This is a genomic window from Microbacterium sp. 77mftsu3.1, from assembly GCF_900100525.1.
Lineage (GTDB): Bacteria > Actinomycetota > Actinomycetes > Actinomycetales > Microbacteriaceae > Microbacterium > Microbacterium aquilitoris.
This window is the reverse complement of record NZ_FNCR01000004.1, coordinates 287,236-304,813: the sequence shown is the minus strand read 5'-3', so window position 1 is coordinate 304,813 and position 17,578 is coordinate 287,236. Positions and strand designations below refer to the sequence as shown.

Annotated in this window: 16 protein-coding genes; 6 read left to right on the top strand and 10 right to left on the bottom strand. The window is 68.1% G+C overall.

All coding sequences use genetic code 11. The features are described 5' to 3' along the window. Nucleotides 1–14 precede the first annotated feature (14 nt). Nucleotides 15–2,087: a DNA gyrase/topoisomerase IV subunit B gene (locus tag BLR68_RS12275; RefSeq protein WP_018186681.1), complete on the bottom strand. Its 2,073-nt coding sequence runs from the start codon at nucleotides 2,085–2,087 to the stop codon at nucleotides 15–17. A 194-nt stretch (nucleotides 2,088–2,281) separates the two neighbouring features. Here BLR68_RS12275 and BLR68_RS12270 point away from each other — a divergent pair, with 194 nt between their 5' ends. Continuing rightward, nucleotides 2,282–2,503, top strand: a complete 222-nt coding sequence (locus tag BLR68_RS12270) for a DUF7455 domain-containing protein (protein WP_018186680.1) — start codon at nucleotides 2,282–2,284, stop codon at nucleotides 2,501–2,503. A gap of 68 nt (nucleotides 2,504–2,571) precedes the next feature. Here the strand turns inward: BLR68_RS12270 and BLR68_RS12265 are convergent, their stop codons facing one another. The 5 genes from BLR68_RS12265 to BLR68_RS12245 form a co-directional block, all read right to left on the bottom strand. After that, nucleotides 2,572–3,585 carry a sugar-transfer associated ATP-grasp domain-containing protein gene (locus BLR68_RS12265; RefSeq protein ID WP_018186679.1) on the bottom strand — a complete coding sequence of 338 codons (1,014 nt, stop codon included), beginning with the start codon at nucleotides 3,583–3,585 and terminating at the stop codon, nucleotides 2,572–2,574. Nucleotides 3,586–3,609: 24 nt separating this feature from the next. Next, complete coding sequence (locus BLR68_RS12260) at nucleotides 3,610–4,632, bottom strand: sugar-transfer associated ATP-grasp domain-containing protein (protein WP_018186678.1); 1,023 nt, start codon at nucleotides 4,630–4,632, stop codon at nucleotides 3,610–3,612. 2 nt (nucleotides 4,633–4,634) lie between these two features. Continuing rightward, the gene (locus tag BLR68_RS12255) at nucleotides 4,635–5,339 is read right to left on the bottom strand and encodes a coenzyme F420-0:L-glutamate ligase (RefSeq protein ID WP_018186677.1); all 705 of its coding nucleotides are present in this window, start codon (nucleotides 5,337–5,339) and stop codon (nucleotides 4,635–4,637) included. Beyond that, nucleotides 5,336–6,670: an RNA polymerase sigma factor gene (locus BLR68_RS12250; RefSeq protein ID WP_018186676.1), complete on the bottom strand. Its 1,335-nt coding sequence runs from the start codon at nucleotides 6,668–6,670 to the stop codon at nucleotides 5,336–5,338. Before BLR68_RS12250 ends, BLR68_RS12255 begins: the two co-directional genes overlap by 4 nt. A 222-nt stretch (nucleotides 6,671–6,892) precedes the next feature. Further along, nucleotides 6,893–7,822 carry a proteasome assembly chaperone family protein gene (locus tag BLR68_RS12245; RefSeq protein ID WP_018186675.1) on the bottom strand — a complete coding sequence of 310 codons (930 nt, stop codon included), beginning with the start codon at nucleotides 7,820–7,822 and terminating at the stop codon, nucleotides 6,893–6,895. An 86-nt stretch (nucleotides 7,823–7,908) separates the two neighbouring features. Here BLR68_RS12245 and BLR68_RS12240 point away from each other — a divergent pair, with 86 nt between their 5' ends. The 3 genes from BLR68_RS12240 to sucB all read left to right on the top strand — a co-directional run bounded on the left by BLR68_RS12240 (nucleotide 7,909) and on the right by sucB (nucleotide 12,536). Then, complete coding sequence (locus BLR68_RS12240) at nucleotides 7,909–9,381, top strand: leucyl aminopeptidase (RefSeq protein WP_018186674.1); 1,473 nt, start codon at nucleotides 7,909–7,911, stop codon at nucleotides 9,379–9,381. Beyond that, on the top strand, nucleotides 9,378–10,748 hold the full coding sequence (gene lpdA / locus BLR68_RS12235) for a dihydrolipoyl dehydrogenase (protein WP_018186673.1): 1,371 nt from the start codon (nucleotides 9,378–9,380) through the stop codon (nucleotides 10,746–10,748). The genes BLR68_RS12240 and lpdA overlap by 4 nt, the downstream gene beginning before the upstream one ends. Before the next feature lie 63 nt (nucleotides 10,749–10,811). Continuing rightward, entirely contained in the window at nucleotides 10,812–12,536 is a 1,725-nt protein-coding gene (gene sucB, locus BLR68_RS12230) for a 2-oxoglutarate dehydrogenase, E2 component, dihydrolipoamide succinyltransferase (RefSeq protein WP_018186672.1), read from the top strand. A gap of 20 nt (nucleotides 12,537–12,556) precedes the next feature. Here the strand turns inward: sucB and BLR68_RS18005 are convergent, their stop codons facing one another. Then, on the bottom strand, nucleotides 12,557–13,819 hold the full coding sequence (locus BLR68_RS18005) for a hypothetical protein (protein WP_051082779.1): 1,263 nt from the start codon (nucleotides 13,817–13,819) through the stop codon (nucleotides 12,557–12,559). Nucleotides 13,820–13,936: 117 nt separating this feature from the next. Between BLR68_RS18005 and BLR68_RS12220 the strand changes: the two genes are divergently transcribed. Beyond that, a complete protein-coding gene (locus tag BLR68_RS12220; protein WP_018186669.1) occupies nucleotides 13,937–14,647 on the top strand; it encodes a DUF4191 domain-containing protein in 711 nt (236 codons plus the stop codon). A 6-nt stretch (nucleotides 14,648–14,653) separates the two neighbouring features. On the opposite strand, the gene BLR68_RS12215 is transcribed toward BLR68_RS12220, so the two are convergent. Beyond that, on the bottom strand, nucleotides 14,654–15,082 hold the full coding sequence (locus BLR68_RS12215) for an RDD family protein (protein WP_018186668.1): 429 nt from the start codon (nucleotides 15,080–15,082) through the stop codon (nucleotides 14,654–14,656). Between the two features lie 131 nt (nucleotides 15,083–15,213). Here BLR68_RS12215 and glnA point away from each other — a divergent pair, with 131 nt between their 5' ends. Continuing rightward, complete coding sequence (gene glnA, locus BLR68_RS12210) at nucleotides 15,214–16,638, top strand: type I glutamate--ammonia ligase (protein ID WP_018186667.1); 1,425 nt, start codon at nucleotides 15,214–15,216, stop codon at nucleotides 16,636–16,638. A gap of 75 nt (nucleotides 16,639–16,713) precedes the next feature. On the opposite strand, the gene BLR68_RS12205 is transcribed toward glnA, so the two are convergent. Both BLR68_RS12205 and BLR68_RS12200 read right to left on the bottom strand, forming a co-directional pair. Continuing rightward, entirely contained in the window at nucleotides 16,714–16,941 is a 228-nt protein-coding gene (locus BLR68_RS12205; RefSeq protein WP_256335387.1) for a hypothetical protein, read from the bottom strand. Between the two features lie 333 nt (nucleotides 16,942–17,274). Continuing rightward, a complete protein-coding gene (locus tag BLR68_RS12200; RefSeq protein WP_018186664.1) occupies nucleotides 17,275–17,541 on the bottom strand; it encodes a hypothetical protein in 267 nt (88 codons plus the stop codon). Nucleotides 17,542–17,578 lie beyond the last annotated feature (37 nt).

The following is a 17,578-nucleotide window of genomic DNA, read 5'->3' as shown; positions in this document are numbered from 1 at the left end:
TAGCGCCGCAGGGGTCAGGCGTCGATGCGCTCGCGATCGAGCCGTTCGCTCGAGGTCACGATGAAGTCACGGCGGGGAGCGACCTCGGACCCCATCAGCAGCTCGAACACCGTCGAGGCGACCTCGGCGTCCTGCACGCGCACGCGTCGCAGTGTGCGCCCGGCCCGGTCCATCGTCGTCGTGGCGAGCTGATCGGCATCCATCTCACCGAGACCCTTGTAGCGCTGGACCGGTTCCTGCCACCGCTTGCCCGACTTCGTCAGCTTCGCCAGGAGGGTGTGCAACTCCTGCTCGCTGTACGTGTAGATCGTCTCGTTCGGCTTGGTGCCGGGGTTCATGACGACGACGCGGTGCAGCGGCGGGACGGCAGCGTACACGCGGCCCTCCTCGATCAGCGGACGCATGTAGCGGAAGAACAGGGTCAACAGCAGCGTGCGGATGTGCGCCCCGTCGACGTCGGCGTCGCTCATCAAGATGATCTTGCCGTAGCGGGCGGCTTCGAAGTCGAAGGACCGTCCGGACCCCGCGCCGATCACCTGGATGATCGCGGCGCACTCGGCGTTCGACAGCATGTCGCTGACCGACGCCTTCTGGACGTTGAGGATCTTGCCTCGGATCGGCAGCAGGGCCTGGTACTCGCTGTTGCGGGCGAGCTTCGCGGTGCCGAGCGCGGAGTCGCCCTCGACGATGAACAGTTCGGACTCGGCCACGTCGTTCGTGCGGCAGTCCGCGAGCTTCGTCGGCAGAGACGACGATTCGAGCGCATTCTTGCGTCGCTGGGTCTCTTTGTGCGTGCGCGCAGAGATGCGCGCCTTCATCTCCGAGACGACCTTCTCGAGGAGGAGCGCCGTCTGCGCCTTGTCGTCCCGCTTCGACGATGCGAACTTCGCAGCCAGCTCCTTCGAGACGACGGATGCAACGATGTTGCGGACCGCGGGCGTGCCGAGGATCTCCTTGGTCTGCCCCTCGAACTGCGGCTCGGGCAGACGCACCGTGAGGACGGTCGAAAGCCCCGCGAGGATGTCGTCCTTCTCGATCTTCTCGTTCGCGCCGACCTTGAGCTTGCGCGCGTTCGACTCGATCTGACCGCGGAGGGTCTTCATGAGCCCCTGCTCGAAGCCCTGCTGGTGCGTGCCCCCCTTGGGGGTCGCGATGATGTTGACGAACGAGCGGGCGACGGTCTCGTACCCGGTGCCCCAGCGCAGCGCGATGTCGACCTCGCACTCGCGTTCCACCTCGGTCGGGACCATGGCCCCCGACGCCTGCAGGACCGGCACCGTCTCGGTGAACGTGCCGGTGCCCGAGAGGCGCCAGGTGTCGGTGATCGGCGCGTCCGGCGCCAGGAACTCCGCGAACTCGGAGATGCCGCCGTCGTAGCGGAAGCTCGTCTCGATCTCCTCGTCGGTCCGCCGATCGACGATGACGATCTCGAGCCCCGGGACGAGGAACGCCGTCTGCCGCGCACGCTGCTCGAGCTCTCCGAGGTCGAAGGCAGCGTCCTTCGTGAAGATCTGCCGGTCCGCCCAGTACCGGATGCGACTGCCGGTGACGCCGCGGGGCGCCTTGCCGACGACGCGGAGTTCGCTGGACTTCTCGAAGGGACGGAAGGTGGACGAGGGACCGTCTCCGTCGAACGATCCGGGCTCGCCGCGGTGGAACGACATCGCGTACGTCTTGCCGCCGCGGTCGACCTCGACGTCCAGGCGCTCCGACAGGGCGTTGACGACCGACGCTCCGACACCGTGCAGACCGCCCGAGGCGGCGTACGAGCCGCCGCCGAACTTGCCGCCCGCGTGCAGCTTCGTGAAGACCACCTCGACACCGGAAAGACCCGTCCGGGGCTCGATGTCGACGGGGATGCCGCGGGCGCGGTCGCGCACTTCGACGCTGCCGTCGGCGTAGAGAAGGATCTCGATCCGGTCGCCGTGCCCGCCGAGGGCCTCGTCGACGGAGTTGTCGATGATCTCCCAGAGGCAGTGCATGAGACCGCGGGAGTCGGTCGAGCCGATGTACATGCCGGGCCGCTTGCGGACCGCTTCGAGCCCTTCCAGGACCTGGAGATGATGGGCGGAATACTCGGCTGTCACGATCTCCCATCGTATTCGCCGCGGCTGACACCGAGCCGACCGACACACACGCCGACGCGAGCTCGTCATGCACAGCGCGCGCATACCGTACGCGCACAGCGAAATGTCATGCAATGGCGGCATACGTGCAACATCCCCGTGGTTGTATGACATGACAGTTCACCCGTCATGAGCAGTACGAGGAGGCACCTGACATGAGCACGTCGACCACCACCGAGCCTGGAGCCGTCCTCGAGCACCGCCTCACGGCGATGGATCGCTGCGATTCCTGCGGCGCCCAGGCCTACATCGCCGCCGAGGTCAACGGCAGCGAGCTCCTCTTCTGCGCCCACCACGGGCGCAAGTACGAAGAGAAGCTCCGCGCCGTCGCCACGTCATGGCACGACGAGACCGCACGCCTGACCGAATCGGTCTGAGCCGCGGCATCCCGAGTACGACGAAGGCCCCTGCTGAGGCAGGGGGCCTTCGCGTATGCGGAACCGACTCAGAAGCCGACGGCCGCCTGATACACGGGCAGCAGTCCCGTGCGGACGCCGGAGGCCGAGGGCTTGGGCTGGAAGACACTCGAGTTGTGGTTGCCCTCGATCACGACGGGACCGTTCGCCGTGATCGCGATGTCCCAGCCGACGTAGGGCGCTTCCGGGGTCCGCCGGGCGAGCGAGGCGACCAGGTCGAGCACGCGGTCGTACTGCGGCACCTGGAACCCGACGATCGGGGTCCCCGTGGCAGGGTGCTCCCGATACACGTTGCTGTTCTTGTCGACGCCCGGGTAGAGCGCGACGCCCTCGTCGTCGAGCATCGTGAACATCCCGCCAGACGCGAAGTTGTCGATGACGTCCCCGTTGCCGATGCGCAGGACGGCGGCCAGCAGGTGCACCCGGCCCTCGCCGTCGAGGAACGTGATGAGCCGGACGGTGTTGACGGCATCCGGATAGAGCGCCGACATCTCGGGGTGCTGGACGATGAACTCGTCGAGGACCGTCTGCCCCTTCGCGATGACCTCCGCGCGGAACGCGGCGACGTCGACGTCCGGACCCACCTCGTGCAGGTCGATGCCGCCGCCGCCGTGTCCCTCGTTCGGCTTTGCCAGGACGCGCGGGTGGCGCGCGAGGAAAGCCGTCAGCGCGGCATCGTCGACATCACGCAGATCGATCGTCTCGCGACCGAGCAGGTCGGCGTACTCGCGGGCGAACCGGCGCTTGTCCTCGAGCTTCGACCGCCCCTCGGGCGTGTTGTACATCTTCGTGATGCGGAACGACTTGGGGTGCGTCATCCACGTCTTCCGCTCCCGCGCGTTCAGCAGACGGATGTCCCACACGGCGTAGTCGCGGAAGGCCATGTCGTAGCGCACCGAGCACCACAGCATGTCGGCGATGATGACGGGCAGCGGGGCCCTGGAGACCTGCTGCACGGTCCGCGCGAACTCGACGAGGTTGCCCGGCCGGAGCTTGCGCGCGCGTCGGATCAGGTACTGCAGGCGAACGCGGATGCGGCGCATGGCGGTCCCTTCGGTTCGGGTCGGTCAGAAACGCATCGCGGCGCGATACCGCGGGAGGAGGCCGCGACGGATGCCGGAGACCGAAGGCTTCGACTGGAACACACCGGAGTTGTGGTTGCCCTCGATGACGACGGGTCCCTCCGGAGTGATCGCGATGTCCCACCCGATGTACGGGAACGCGGGCACGCGCCGCGCCAGGCGGTCCACGAGCTCGAGGACCTCGTCGTAGAGCGGGACCTGGAACCCCGTGATGGGCGTTCCCGTCGCAGGGTGCTCGGCGAAGGGACGACCCTCTTCATCGCTCGCCGCGTGCAGTGCACGGCCGCGCTCGTCGAGCATCGTGTACATGCCGCCGTTGCTGAAGTTGTCGATGACGCCGCCGTTGCCGATCTTCAGCACACCAGCGAGCACGTGCACCTCGCCGTCGGGATCGAGGTACGACACCATCCGCAGGGAGTTGACGCTGCCGGGGTACAGCTTCGCCATGTCGGGATGCTGCACGAGCACCTGTTCGACGAGGGTCTGACGATCGGCGAGCAGCCGATCCCGGAAGGCGGCCGGGTCGTCGATGTCGACGGAGTCGACCAGCGTGATGCCGTTGCCGCCCACGCCGCCGGGGTTCTTGGCGATGATGCGCGGATGCCGGCTCAGGAAATCGGCGAAGGCCGCGGCATCCGTCTGGTCGAGATCGATCCACTCACGGCCGAGCTCGGGTCCGAACCGCGTCGCGAACTGCAGCTTGTCGTCGAAGATCGCTCGCTGCGCGTCGTCGTTGAGTCGGCGCGACAGATGGAACGACTTGGGGTCGGTCATGTAGGTCTTGCGCTCGCGCGCCTTCAGGATGCGGAAGTCCCACTCCGAGTAGTTCTCGAAGGTGGTCTCGTAGCGCACCGAGCACCATGCCATGTCAGCGATGACCCACCACAGCGGCGCCTTCGACAGCCGCGCCGACTGCCGCGCGAACTGCAGGACCCGGTCCGTGTCGAAATTGACCACGCGTCGCACGAAGAACCGAGCGCGACGGTAGAGCCTGTTCACGGCACCCACGGTCAGGCCTTCGACGGACGGATGATGCCGAGCGGGGTGGACTGGTGTCCCTGTCCGAGCGGGTTGTCCGAAAGGATGCGGACGAGCCGCTGCTCCCCCGCCTTGTCGAGCGTCGACCCGAGGATGTTGCCCCCGATGTCGTTGATGTCGACGACGGCGACGTCGTTCCCCCCGCCGAGCTGCGCCTTCAGACGCCGGGCGACCGTCGCCGGTTCCTTCGGTCCGAGCACGACCGCCTTGTTGTACGGCGGGATCGTGTGCGGCGTGGGACCGTCGATGGAGCGTGCCTTGTCGCCGGCGATCCGGTAGAAGTCGCCGCGGCGTCCGAACAGCTTGGTCACGGCCGCGACGCCCGCCGCGAAGACGATGCGGGGCGTTCCGCATTCACGGAGCGCCATCTCCATCGTCTCGGGCATGCCGAGGCCGATGCCGTACTTCGTCTTCACGACGTAGCGCGACAGGAACCGCGCGAGCGGCCTGGGCGTGATGTCCTCGACGAGGTACGAGCGCCCCTGCGTGATCGCCACGATCTTCTCGGTCACGAAGAGCAGGTCACCGGGCTGGAGCTCCGGAGCGGCGTAGGTCGCGACGATCTCGTCGATGTCCTCGCCCGGCATGACGACGTGCGTCCGGATGGGGATCCGGGCGTAGGTCGCGCCGTCGACCGCTCGCGTGAGCTCCTTGCCCTCGTTCGCGGCGTCGCTCATTCGAGGTAGTCCCGGAGCGACTGCGACCGCGACGGGTGCCGCAGCTTCGCCATCGTCTTGGACTCGATCTGGCGGATCCGCTCGCGGGTCACGCCGAACGTGTCGCCGATCTGGTCGAGCGTCTTGGGCTGACCGTCGCCGAGACCGAAGCGCATGCGGATCACGCCCGCCTCGCGCTCGCTCAGCGAATCGAGGAGCGACTCGAGCTGACGCTGCAGCATCGTGAAGCCGACGGCGTCGGCAGGAACGACCGCCTCGGTGTCCTCGATGAGGTCGCCGAACTCGCTGTCGCCGTCCTCACCCAGGGGGGTGTGGAGCGAAATGGGCTCGCGGCCGTACTTCTGGACCTCGATGACCTTCTCGGGCGTCATGTCGAGCTCGCGGCTGAGCTCTTCCGGCGTAGGCTCGCGGCCCAGATCCTGGAGCATCTGACGCTGCACGCGGGCGAGCTTGTTGATGACCTCGACCATGTGGACCGGGATGCGGATGGTGCGCGCCTGGTCGGCCATCGCGCGCGTGATGGCCTGACGGATCCACCACGTTGCGTAGGTCGAGAACTTGAAGCCCTTGGTGTAGTCGAACTTCTCGACGGCGCGGATGAGGCCGAGGTTGCCCTCCTGGATGAGGTCCAGGAACTGCATGCCGCGGCCCGTGTAGCGCTTGGCCAGCGAGACCACGAGACGGAGGTTGGCGCCGAGCAGGTGGCTCTTCGCGCGCTGTCCGTCACGGGCGACCCACTGCAGGTCGAGGCCCAGCTGCGACGACTTCTCCGCCGCCGTCATGTGCGACAGCTTCTCTTCGGCGAACAGACCCGCCTCGATACGCATCGCCAGCTCGACCTCTTCGGCCGCGTTGAGGAGCGGGACCTTACCGATCTGCTTCAGGTAGTCCTTGACCGGGTCGGCCGTCGCGCCGGTGATCTGCGTCGAGTAGACCGGAACCTCGTCGTCGTCCGACGACGAGATGACGATCGCGCCCGTCGGAAGGGGCTCGGTGAACGCCGGCTTGGCGGGCTCGTCCTCGTCGTCGCCGTCCGCCTTGTCGGCATCCTTCTTTGCGTCGTCGTCGGAAGCGTCGTCCGTGGCCTCGGCGTCGAGCTCGACCTCGTCCGACTCAGCGTCCTCGTCGTCCTCATCTGCGGACTTCTTGGCACGGGACTTCGCCGGGGACGCCTTCGTCGCAGCGGGCTTCTTCGCGGGAGCTTTCTTCGCCAAAGCCTTCTTGGCCGGAGCCTTCTTGGCGGGCGCCTCGGTCTCGGCAGGCTCGACGACGTCAGCTTCGTCGACCGCTTCTGCCGCTCGTGTACGGGTGGTCCTCGTGCTCGAAGTCACGTCTCGCCTTTCACCGACGGCATTCCGCCGGGTTTCGGACACTAGTAAGACCCTTGTCAAGTCCCGCGGACACGCACAACGACGTTCCTTCGGACCGGACAACGGGTCATTTCGTCCATTCTCTCATACGTGTCGGATGCATGAAGGACGTACCGGTGTCAACACCGAAAACCGTATGCGCATTCCCCCAACAGAGGGATGAATACGGGCGAGGCGAGCCTGTCAGCCGAGGCCCGGCCGCCGATCGTCGTCACCCGACGGGCGATTCGCGAGGAACCGCTCCAGTTCGGCGGCGAGTTCGTCGGCCGACGGGAGGTCTCCCGTGTGGATGATCGGCTGAGCCTGCGTGGAGCCCGCCATGTAGGCGTCATAGCGCGCCTCGAGGTTGTGGAGCATCGTCGTCAGCTCGTCGCTCGCCGAGACCTGATCGTCGACTTTCTCGAGGTACTCGCGGTTCTCGTCGCGCAGGGTGTCGCTGTCGAAGACGAGTCCCGTCGCGATCGACACGCTGTCGAGTGCGGCGATCGCCGCCGCGGGGAAGTCGGTCTCCGCGAGGTAGTGCGGGATCAAGAGGGCGAAACCCGACACCGAGACACCCGCATCCGACAGGCGGTACTCGAGGAGATGGCCCGCCGTCGAGGGCACCTGCGTGCGCGGCTTCCAGACGGAGTGGGCTTCGGTGAGGTCGGACCTGTTGCCGCTGACCGTCGTTCCGAGGGGTCGTGTGTGCGGGACGGGCATGGGGATCGCGTGGACCCACGTCACAGATCGCACCTGCAGCCCCTCGGCCAACCCGACGACGGTGTCGACGAACGCCTCCCACGCGAAGTCCGGCTCGTAGCCCGACAGGAGGACGAACGGCTGACCGAGCGCGTCGTGAACGAGCGCGAGGTCGAGGCGGGGCGGGCGGTAGTCCGTGAGGTGATCGCCGTCGAAGGTGATCAGCGGGCGCCGAGCCCGGTAATCGAAGAGCACGTCGGGGTTGAACGTCACGACCGGCTGCGGGTCGTGCTCGGTGTGCAGATGGTCGACGACGCGCGTGACCGCGGACCCGGCATCCGTGAAGCCGGTCAGCGCGACGACCAGGGGCAGGCCCGCCGGAACAGGGGGCGCGGTCGTGATGCGCTCGTAGAGGGGACCAGACAGGGGCATGCTTCCACTGTAGAAGCAGGCTCGAAGGGGTCGGCGCGCGAGCCGTCCCGCTCTGAGCGAACGCCACTCTCCATAGGATGGAGACCATGCCGTACCCCGAGCTGACCGTGTCCACCTCTCCTGCACGCGACGGCGGCGCCGACGCGATCGTCCTGGCCCTTCCGCCGCTCGAGGAGGCGGCGGCGGTCCTGTCCGAGTGGCCCGGCGTGGAGGACGTCCTCCGCGGCGTCGGGTACACGGGCGCGGCGGGAACCACCGTGCGGGTCTTCGCCCCGGCATCCACCGATCTCCCCCTGTTCGTCGTCGGAACCGGCGCAGCGCCGTCGAGCGACGCGATCCGGGATGCCGTCGGTGCTGCGATCCGCACCACCACGGGCTTCGCGCACGTGGCCGTCGCCCTTCCGCATGCACAGGAGCACTGGCGGGCGGCTGCCGAGGGCGCCGTCCTGGGCGGCTACCGGTTCGAGGGGTACAAGTCGGGTGAGCCCGCCAAGACCCGGGCGGCCCACGTGAGCCTTCACCTGGCAGCGGACGTCGATTCCGCAGAACTCCGCGCCGTCGAAGTGACGGGTTCGGCCGTCGCCCTCGTCAAGGATCTCGTCAACATCCCCGCCGAATGGCTCAGCCCGGCCGATCTCGCCGAGCGCGCGATCGAGGCCGTCGCGGGCCTGCCCGTCGACGTCGAGGTCCTCGACGAGACGGAGCTCGCCGCGCAGGGGTTCGGCGGCATCCTCGGTGTCGGCCAGGGTTCGGACCGCCCGCCGCGCCTCGTCCGTCTGACCTACTCCCCCGCGGGCGCCGACCGCCACGTCGCCATCGTCGGCAAGGGCATCACGTTCGACACCGGCGGCCTGTCGCTGAAGCCGCCGGCATCCATGGTCGGGATGAAGTTCGACATGGCCGGTGCGGCTACGGCGCTCGCCGTCGTCCGCGCCGCAGCGCAGCGCGAACTCTCCGTCGGTGTCACCGCGTGGCTCTGCATCGCCGACAACATGCCCTCCGGACGCGCGACCCGCCCGGGCGACGTGCTCCGGATGCTCGACGGCACGACCGTCGAGGTCCTGAACACGGATGCCGAGGGCCGCCTCGTCATGGCGGATGGTCTCGTCGCGGCGAGCCGCACGCAGCCCGACGTGATCGTCGACGTCGCGACCCTGACGGGAGCCGTCATCGTCGCCCTCGGCAACCGCCACACGGGCGTCATGGGCGATAACGCCACCGTCGCCCGCTACCTCGAGGCGGCGGCATCCGTCGGAGAAGCCGCGTGGCAGTTGCCGCTCCCCGACCACATGGAGGACGAGCTCGACTCCCCCATCGCCGACATGCGCAACGCGAAGGTGGGCGATCCTGCTGGCGGGACGATGTTCGCGGGCCTGTTCCTGCGCCGATTCGTCGGACGGACGTCGGAGGATGCCGATGCCCCCCGCATCCCGTGGGTGCACCTCGACATCGCCGGCAGCGGCGAGAACAAGGCATCGCCGTTCGGCCCGACGGACAAGGGCCCGACGGCCGCGACGGTGCGATCGCTCCTCGCCTTCCTCGAAACGGAGTCGCGATGACCCGTCACGAATTCGACCTCGTCGTCCTCGGCGGCGGCAGCGGCGGGTACGCGGCCGCGATCCGGGCGAGCGAGCTCGGCAAGACCGTCGCGCTGATCGAGAAGGACAAGGTCGGCGGGACGTGCCTGCACCGCGGCTGCGTCCCCACCAAGGCTCTGCTTCACACCGCTGAGATCGCCGATCACGTCCGCGAGGCCGCGGCCGTCGGCGTCGACGCCACGTTGACGGGCTTCGACCCGGCACGCATGACCGCGTACCGGGAGGGCATCGTCGCGAAGAAGTACCGCGGCCTGCAGAGCCTGCTCTCGACTCGCGGGATCACCGTCGTCGCCGGCGCCGGACGACTGACCGCAGAACGGACCATCCTCGTCGGCGACGACGAGTACGCCGGCACCGACGTCATCCTCGCCACCGGTTCGCAGACGCGCTCCCTCCCGGGGATCGAACCGGGGGGTCGCATCCTCACGAGCGAGACCGCCCTCACCCTCGACGAGGTGCCGGCCTCCGTCGTCATCCTCGGGGGTGGCGTGATCGGCGTCGAGTTCGCCAGTGCGTGGCGTTCACTGGGCACCGAGGTCCTGGTCGTCGAAGCACTGGATCGCCTGCTGCCCGCGGAGGAAGCCGTGTCGAGCAAGGCGCTCGAGCGTGCGTACCGCAAGCGCGGCATCCAGACCGCCCTGTCGACCCGGTGCGAAGGCGTGACCGCACGAGAGGACGGCGTCGCGGTGACCCTCTCGGACGGTCGCGTCGTCGATGCCGACTACGTTCTGGTCGCCGTCGGCCGTGAGCCGGTCACAGACGGACTCGGCCTGGCGGAAGCCGGTGTCGCGCTCGATCGCGGCTTCGTGACCGTCGACGCCGACCTCCGGACGACGGTTCCGCACGTCTGGGCCGTCGGCGACATCGTCCCCGGCCTGCAGCTCGCGCATCGCAGCTTCCAGCAGGGCATCTTCGTCGCCGAGCGGATCGCGGGGCTCTCGCCCGTTCCGGTGCCGGAATCGACGATCCCGCGTGTCTCGTACTCGCACCCCGAGGTCGCCTCGGTCGGGCTGACCGAGGAGCAGGCGCGGGCTGCGCACGGCGACCGGATCACGGCGTTCGAGTTCAACCTCGCCGGCAACGCGAAGAGCGAGATCCTCGGAACAGCGGGGTTCGCCAAGGTCGTCCGGATCACGGACGGACCCGTCGTGGGCGTCCACCTCGTGGGCGACCGCGTGGGCGAGCTCATCACCGAGGGACAGCTCGCGATCGGATGGGAAGCGCACCCCGAGGACATTGCGCCCTTCATCCACGCGCACCCCACTCAGAGCGAAGCCCTCGGCGAGGCCTTCCTCGCTCTCGCGGGCAAGCCCCTCCATACCATCTGACCCCGTCGCACTCGCGACACTAAGCTAGACAGCACATCGCTTTTTCTTGAAGGAGACACAGTCATGAGCACATCCGTGGTCCTCCCCGCGCTCGGTGAGAGCGTCACTGAGGGAACGGTCACCCGCTGGCTCAAGAAGGTCGGTGATTCGGTCCAGGCCGACGAAGGTCTCCTCGAGATCTCGACCGACAAGGTCGACACCGAAATCCCCTCGCCCGTCAGCGGCGTGATCGAGGAGATCCTCGTGGACGAGGACGAGACGGTCGAGATCGGAGCCGTCCTCGCGAAGATCGGCGACGGCTCGTCGACCCCCGCAGAGTCGGCCCCTGAGGAGCCCGCTGCCGAGGAGCCCGCTGCCGAGGAGCCCGCCGCCGAGGAACCCGCGAAGGAAGAGGCACCGGCTCAGTCCGCGCCGGCATCCGCGCCCGCGTCCTCCGGCGACGCGAAGGACGTCGTCCTTCCCGAGCTGGGCGAGAGCGTCACCGAGGGCACCGTCACCCGCTGGCTGAAGCAGGTCGGCGATGACGTCGCCGTCGACGAGCCGCTTCTCGAGATCTCCACCGACAAGGTCGACACGGAAATTCCGTCCCCGATCGCCGGCACGCTCACCGAGATCCTCGTCCAGGAGGACGAGACGGTCGAGGTCGGCGCTGTGCTCGCCCGCGTCGGCTCCGGCGCCGCCGCTGCACCGGCCGAGCCGGCCCCCGCGGCGCCCGCCGAGGAGAAGGCCCCCGAAGCACCCCAGGCCCAGGAGTCGACGCAGGACGCTCCCGCGGCTGAGGCGCCGAAGGCTGACGCACCCGCGGCCGAGGCCCCCAAGGCTGAGGCACCCAAGGCTGAGGCACCTCAGGCTGAAGCGCCTCAGGCCGCACCTGCCGAGGACGGCGTGACCTACGTCACGCCTCTCGTGCGCAAGCTCGCACAGCAGCACGGTGTCGATCTGTCGACGATCACGGGCAGCGGTGTCGGTGGACGCATCCGCAAGGAGGACGTCCTGAAGGCTGCCGAGGCCCCGAAGGCTGACGCAGCTCCGGCCGCCGCAGCGCCGGCCCCCGCCGCCGTGGAAGTGTCGCCGCTGCGCGGCACGACGCAGCCCATGTCGCGTCTGCGCAAGGTCCTCGCCAGCCGCGCCGTCGAGTCGATGCAGCAGACCGCTCAGCTGACGACGGTCGTCGAGGTCGATGTCACGAAGCTCGCGAACTACCGCGACTCCGTCAAGGCGTCGTTCCTCGAGAAGACCGGCGACAAGCTGTCGTTCCTGCCGTTCTTCGCTCTGACCGCCGCCGAAGCGCTGAAGTCGTACCCCGTCATCAACTCCACCGTCGACGGCGACCAGATCGTCTACCCGGCGAGCGAGAACCTCTCGATCGCGGTCGACACCGAGCGCGGCCTGCTCACGCCGGTCCTGCGCGACGCGGGCGATAAGAACATCGCTCAGATCGCGCACGAGATCGCCGATCTCGCTGGCCGCACGCGCAACAACAAGCTGAAGCCCGACGAGCTCGCGGGCGGCACGTTCACGCTGACCAACACGGGTTCGCGCGGCGCGCTGTTCGACACGCCCGTCGTGTTCCTGCCGCAGTCGGCGATCCTCGGCACCGGTGTGGTCGTCAAGCGCCCAGGAGTGGTGACGGTCGACGGAAAGGACGCGATCAGCGTCCGTTCCTACGTCTACCTCGCCCTGTCGTACGACCACCGCGTCGTCGACGGTGCGGACGCGGCTCGCTTCCTCAGTGCGATGAAGGCCCGGCTCGAGGCTGCGCAGTTCGAGGGTCAGCTCGGCGTCTGACGCCGTTCGGGCGAAATCCGTCATGGCTGGTCCGCGAGGTCGTACACCTCGCGGACCAGCCATTTCTCTTCCACCCGCACCATGACCAGGACCTGCGTCAGCTCGTCTCCGACGATCTTCACCGCGGCAGCCCCGCCGTACTCATCCACGACGTCCACTCCGTAGCCGCCGGCGGCCGCAGGGATGTTCCCGGGGTCGACCGACTCCTCCCCCCACCGCTCGCGGCACGGCGCGTCCGAACACTCGCTCACCGCGTCGACCAGCCGGCGCGCGGCCGCGACGAGCTCCGCGGGCCCCGTGTCCTCCTGTGCAGCTGGAGCAGCCGGAGCAGAAGACGCCGCCGTCGGGGATGCCGAGGCGGACCTCGGCGGGGCAGTCGAAACGGACCCCACAGCGGCCGCCGGTCGGTCCTTCTCGTCGGTCGGCCACAGGGCTCCCGCCAGGATCACAGCGGTCGCCGCTGCCGCCGCGACGAGAACCACTTTCCGCCTGCCCGCCGGGTGTGTCCTCCTCCGACCCCGGACGGCAGAGGTCCGCGTGAACACGGCACGAGTGCGGGCGATGGCGCGACCGACGCGATCGGCGACACCGCGGTCGACGAGTCGGGTGACGAGGTCGCGCACTGCACTCGTCACCCCGGTCCCGGCGGCGTGCTCGCCGGTGGTCCGCAGCCGCGTGGGCGGCGCCGTATCGGCGTCGCGGAGCGAGGTCGGAAGCGGCTCAGGATCGGCCGCCGCGAACAGCAGGTCCTCGACCTCGTCCGATTCGCGGCGCAGCCGGCGTGGATCGTCGATCGCCTCCACCGCGCGATCCAGCGCCGCACGGAGCGGCGGGTTCGCGGGCTCCAGACCTTTGAGAAGTGCGAGCGTGTCGCGCCGCCAGTCCAGTGTCCCCGTGAGCGCGAGGACGGGCCGCCCCTCCGTCGTCACCCACCACCGGCCGCAACTCGCACCCAGCCGGTCCGCCTCTGCCGCACCGCGAAGAGCACTGACGGCGACGGTGACGAGCGCTCCCGGCGACAGGGCGGCATCCCGCACCACATCGTCGAGCTGCACGGGACAGTGAGCCAGGAGGACGCGCGGCCCGTCCGTCGTCGCGGCGGCGTCGATGGGAGCGAGGATGTGCTCCGTGTTCAGCGCCGCCCACGCCGGTGAGGCCGCGACGTCGACCGCGTCCACCCAGACGGTGAGAGGTTCTCCGGCTCGGAGGACGCCGGCGAACGGTGCCTCCGCGAGTGTGAGATCGCGGAGGGCTGCGGGCGTCTCGAGAGTGACGGGGTCCATCCCTCCAGCCTGGGAAGCCGGTCAGGGTGCGGACGGCCCAGCCTGGCGGCCGGTGGACAGCCGGCATCCGCTCGACAGTGTGAAGAAGTCTGCGGGGCGCGAAGGTAGGCTGAGCACATGGCATCCCGCAGTACCGCACCTGAGAAACGCCCCGGATTCTTCTCGCAGATCCGCTCGCTCTACACGTTCACGCAGAGCGAGTTCCGCTGGCTGCCGTGGGCGCTCATCGGCGCGGTCCTCATCGGGATCGGAGTGGGCATCGGGATCGGTTTCCTCGTGCCGCCGGTGGAGATCTGGAGCGTCATCCTCTGGGGCGTGAGCGGCCTTCTCATGGGTGTCTTGCTGGCGATGGTCCTCTTGACCCGCCTGTCGACGCGCGTCATGTACCGCAAGCTCGACGGGATGCCCGGAGCCGTGGGACACGTCCTGTCGACGGGCCTCGGCCGCAGCTGGGTGACCTCGGAGATGCCGGTCGGCGTGAACCCCCGAACGCAGGATGCCGTCTACCGCGCCGTCGGGCGCGGCGGTGTGGTCATCATCGGCGAGGGAGCCCGTGGACGCCTGACGCGGCTCATCAACGACGAGCGCAAGAAGGTCTCGCGGGTGGCATCCGGGATCCACGTCGAGGTCCTCTACGTCGGCGACGGCGAGGGCGACATCCACATCTCCAAACTCGCCAAGACGATCAAGTCGCTGCCCAAGAACGTCGACCGTGCGACACTCGCCGCCGTCGTCAAGCGCATCGAATCGGTCTCCCAGTCGGTGACCTCGCTTCCGATCCCCAAGGGGATCGATCCGGCGCGCGCCCGGGCGCAGCGGCCTCGCTGACCCGGTTCAGCCTCTGACGAGGACGGTGCCGACGGCTTTGTCGTGGAGTCCGCGCTGATCGGCGTCCCAGATGACCGCCGGCAGAACGACGACGAGCAAGGCCGTGCGGACGATCGGGCGCCACAGGCCCGGCCATCCACCGCGGGCCAATTCGACGCGCATCCCCAGGATGCGATGCCCCGGGCTTCCCCCGATCGTGGGGATGAAGACGACCTGCAGAACGGCGAAGACGATCATCGGCGCGAACAGTGTCCACCCGGCCTTCTCGGGCAGAGCGAACTGGTCGTATCCGAAGAACGCAGTCGCCAGGATGGTCGCTGCCGCGTAGTCGATGAAGAGCGCGCCGATACGACGACCGGGGCGACCGATACTGCCGCGGCCGGTGGCGGGACGGCCCAACCGTTCTCCGGGATGATCGGGCGAGGACGAGGTCACCGCTTCAGACTAATCGCGCCCACGTAACATCCTCGAAACATCGGGGACACTGCCGAGCAACTGCTTCCCGATAGGTTCGAGGAGCGCCTGATCCGACGGGCGTCGACATCGCACCCGATCTTGGAGACTCCATGTTCAAAGATTCTTCCGAGGTGCTTGCTTTCATCAAGGACGAGGACGTCAAGTTCCTCGACATCCGTTTCACGGATTTGCCTGGTGTCCAGCAGCACTTCAACATCCCGGCCTCGACCGTTGACGAGGAGTTCTTCACGGTCGGCCAGCTCTTCGACGGCTCCTCGATCCGCGGCTTCGCGAACATCCACGAGTCCGACATGCAGCTGATCCCGGATGTCACGACGGCCTACCTGGACCAGTTCCGCGAGGCGAAGACGCTCGTCATGATCTTCGACATCTACAACCCGCGCACCGGCGAGATCTACCACAAGGACCCGCGCCAGGTCGCCAAGAAGGCGGAGAAGTACCTCGCCTCCACCGGCATCGCCGACACCGCGTTCTTCGCGCCCGAGGCGGAGTTCTACATCTTCGATGACGTTCGCTACGAGGTGAAGCAGAACTCGAGCTTCTACTCCGTCGACTCCGAGGAAGGCGCGTGGAACACCGGTCGCGTCGAAGAAGGCGGAAACCTCGCCAACAAGACGCCGTACAAGGGTGGGTACTTCCCGGTCAGCCCGGTCGATAAGACGGCCGACCTCCGCGACGACATCACCCTCAAGCTGATCGAGTCCGGCTTCGTGCTCGAGCGCTCGCACCACGAGGTGGGCACGGGTGGCCAGCAGGAGATCAACTACCGCTTCGACACCATGGTGCACTCGGCGGACGACATCCTGAAGTTCAAGTACATCGTCAAGAACACCTGCGAGGAGTGGGGCAAGGTCGCGACCTTCATGCCCAAGCCCCTCTTCGGCGACAACGGCTCCGGCATGCACACGCACCAGTCGCTGTGGCTCGACGGCAAGCCGCTGTTCTACGACGAGAAGGGCTACGGCGGGCTTTCGGACACCGCTCGCTGGTACATCGGCGGCCTGCTCGCACACGCCCCCGCGGTCCTCGCCTTCACGAACCCGACGATCAACTCGTACAAGCGACTGGTCAAGGGCTACGAGGCTCCCGTCAACCTGGTCTACTCGGCGGGCAACCGTTCGGCTGCGATCCGCATCCCGATCACCGGCTCGAACCCGAAGGCCAAGCGCATCGAGTTCCGCGCTCCGGATGCCTCCGGTAACCCGTACCTCGCCTTCGCGGCGCAGATGATGGCCGGCCTGGACGGCATCATCAACCGCATCGAGCCGCACGAGCCGGTCGACAAGGACCTGTACGAGCTGCCGCCCGAGGAAGCGAAGAACATCCCGCAGGTCCCGAACTCGCTCCTCGACTCGCTCGAGGCTCTGCGGGCCGACCACGAGTTCCTCACCCGCGGCAACGTGTTCACGCCCGAGCTCATCGAGACGTGGATCGAGTACAAGATCGAGAACGAGATCAAGCCGATCGCGGCACGCCCGCACCCCTTCGAGTACGAGCTGTACTTCGGGGTCTGATCCCACGATCGAGAAGAGCCCGCCGGCAGGACGCCGGCGGGCTCTTCTGCGTCGCCCGGGAGGTGACGACGTGCGTCAGAGACCCTCGTTGTCGTTGGTCGTCAGCCATCGCTGAAGCTCATCACCGGTGGGCCGCAGGGAGGTTCCCCATGACTGGACCACCGGGGCATCCGTCTCTCCCGACAATGTGCACAGGTACCCGTCCTCCGTCTCGGCGGGCACGTAGACGAACCATTCCGGCGTCACGGTGCGCCGCACGACGAGCGCGCTGTCCTCATCTACGGTGAGGGGCTGATCCGGCATGCTCGCGCTGACGCATTCCGAGACCAGCTCGCCCCATTCGGTCGAGTCGAGGACCACAGGCTCAGCGCCGGCGGATACGGACGGCGAGGGCGACGGAGCGGGTGCAGCCGATGACGCACCGGCTGAGGACGGCGGCACGGCCGAATCGCTGGGTGCGGGTGCCCCGCCGCTCGTCCCTGTAGGGGCGCATCCGCTGGCAGCCAGCGCCCCGAGGAGAGCGATCGATGCCGCCGCCGTACGTCTTCCGATCTGCGGTCGAACCGCTCTCTGAGGTGTCATTCCCCGAACGTATAGGTGAATGATGCACCGTCACCGAACGATCGGATAACGACGTCAGAAGCCCGGCAGGTTGATGTCTTTCGGATCCACCTCGATGTCGCCGACGTCGTCGGGGCCACCCGTGCCCGGTGCGACCTGGACCTGCGACGCGTCGATGTCGCCGTCGACGTCGTCGGAGACATGTTCGCCCTGCTTCTGCTGCGTCTCGGTCTCACTGCCGGGGCTGTAGGCGGTGTCCCGGTCGACCCCATCGACCTGGGACTGGGGTGAATCCGTCGCGGGTGTGGGTTCGCCGGAGGGGGAATCGTGGTGGTTCGTCATCCTCGGACGCTACGCTCCCCCACACCGGGACCACGCC

Excerpts from the sequence above, each read along its gene's own strand:
- BLR68_RS12245 (WP_018186675.1), bottom strand. The coding sequence starts at position 7,822 with ATGCCCCTGTCTGGTCCCCTCTACGAGCGCATCACGACCGCGCCCCCT.
- BLR68_RS18005 (WP_051082779.1), bottom strand. The coding sequence starts at position 13,819 with ATGGACCCCGTCACTCTCGAGACGCCCGCAGCCCTCCGCGATCTCACA.
- BLR68_RS12200 (WP_018186664.1), bottom strand. The coding sequence starts at position 17,541 with ATGACGAACCACCACGATTCCCCCTCCGGCGAACCCACACCCGCGACG.
- BLR68_RS12240 (WP_018186674.1), top strand. The coding sequence starts at position 7,909 with ATGCCGTACCCCGAGCTGACCGTGTCCACCTCTCCTGCACGCGACGGC.
- BLR68_RS12265 (WP_018186679.1), bottom strand. The coding sequence starts at position 3,585 with ATGCGCCGCATCCGCGTTCGCCTGCAGTACCTGATCCGACGCGCGCGC.
- sucB (WP_018186672.1), top strand. The coding sequence starts at position 10,812 with ATGAGCACATCCGTGGTCCTCCCCGCGCTCGGTGAGAGCGTCACTGAG.
- BLR68_RS12220 (WP_018186669.1), top strand. The coding sequence starts at position 13,937 with ATGGCATCCCGCAGTACCGCACCTGAGAAACGCCCCGGATTCTTCTCG.
- BLR68_RS12270 (WP_018186680.1), top strand. The coding sequence starts at position 2,282 with ATGAGCACGTCGACCACCACCGAGCCTGGAGCCGTCCTCGAGCACCGC.
- BLR68_RS12255 (WP_018186677.1), bottom strand. The coding sequence starts at position 5,339 with ATGAGCGACGCCGCGAACGAGGGCAAGGAGCTCACGCGAGCGGTCGAC.
- lpdA (WP_018186673.1), top strand. The coding sequence starts at position 9,378 with ATGACCCGTCACGAATTCGACCTCGTCGTCCTCGGCGGCGGCAGCGGC.
- glnA (WP_018186667.1), top strand. The coding sequence starts at position 15,214 with ATGTTCAAAGATTCTTCCGAGGTGCTTGCTTTCATCAAGGACGAGGAC.
- BLR68_RS12205 (WP_256335387.1), bottom strand. The coding sequence starts at position 16,941 with ATGCCGGATCAGCCCCTCACCGTAGATGAGGACAGCGCGCTCGTCGTG.